The organism is Gilliamella sp. wkB18, assembly GCF_001690875.1.
Classification (GTDB): domain Bacteria; phylum Pseudomonadota; class Gammaproteobacteria; order Enterobacterales; family Orbaceae; genus Gilliamella; species Gilliamella apicola_A.
This window is the reverse complement of the sequence record NZ_LZHM01000058.1, coordinates 1-522: the sequence shown is the minus strand read 5'-3', so window position 1 is coordinate 522 and position 522 is coordinate 1. Positions and strand designations below refer to the sequence as shown.

Below are 522 nucleotides of genomic sequence, written 5' to 3'. Positions count from 1 at the left end.
GCAGGGACAAATTGTTGCTTAGCGGCTTGTTCATAGAGTTTAAAGGCATGATTTTCATTTTTATCAACCCCAATACCAAATAGATAAAAATAAGCCAAATTGGTTTGTGCTAGGGCATGCCCTTGGTTGGCAGCTTTTTGGTACCATTCAATGGCTTTTTGTAAATCAGGCTCGACCCCTTGGCCATATTCACTCAAGGGGTAAACTCCGCGGGGATAATATTCAATAGGTAAGCTCATTTTGTCGAATCGGGCAAATTGTGCTTCGATTTTAGGTAGTTCAGGGTCGATATTGTTGCCATTTTCGTCAAAAATATACAATCGAGGCGCTTTACCGCCTGATGCGTTTTCGTAAATATAGCCAATGCTATTTTGGGCATCGACATTGCCTTGAGCGGCAGCTTTTTCAAACCAACTTAAAGCAATCGGAAAGTTGTTTAATTCATCACGGTACATTGAGCCTAAGTTATATTGTGCTTTAGCCAGTCCCTGAGCGGCCGCTTTTTCAAATAATAGTCGTGCT

At 41.6% G+C, this 522-nt stretch carries 1 protein-coding gene; it reads right to left on the bottom strand.

Features of this window, described 5'->3' with window-relative positions; all coding sequences use genetic code 11:
• Positions 1-522 (bottom strand): tetratricopeptide repeat protein (locus A9G48_RS06410; RefSeq protein ID WP_141672969.1); only part of this gene is annotated, 522 nt, incomplete at both ends.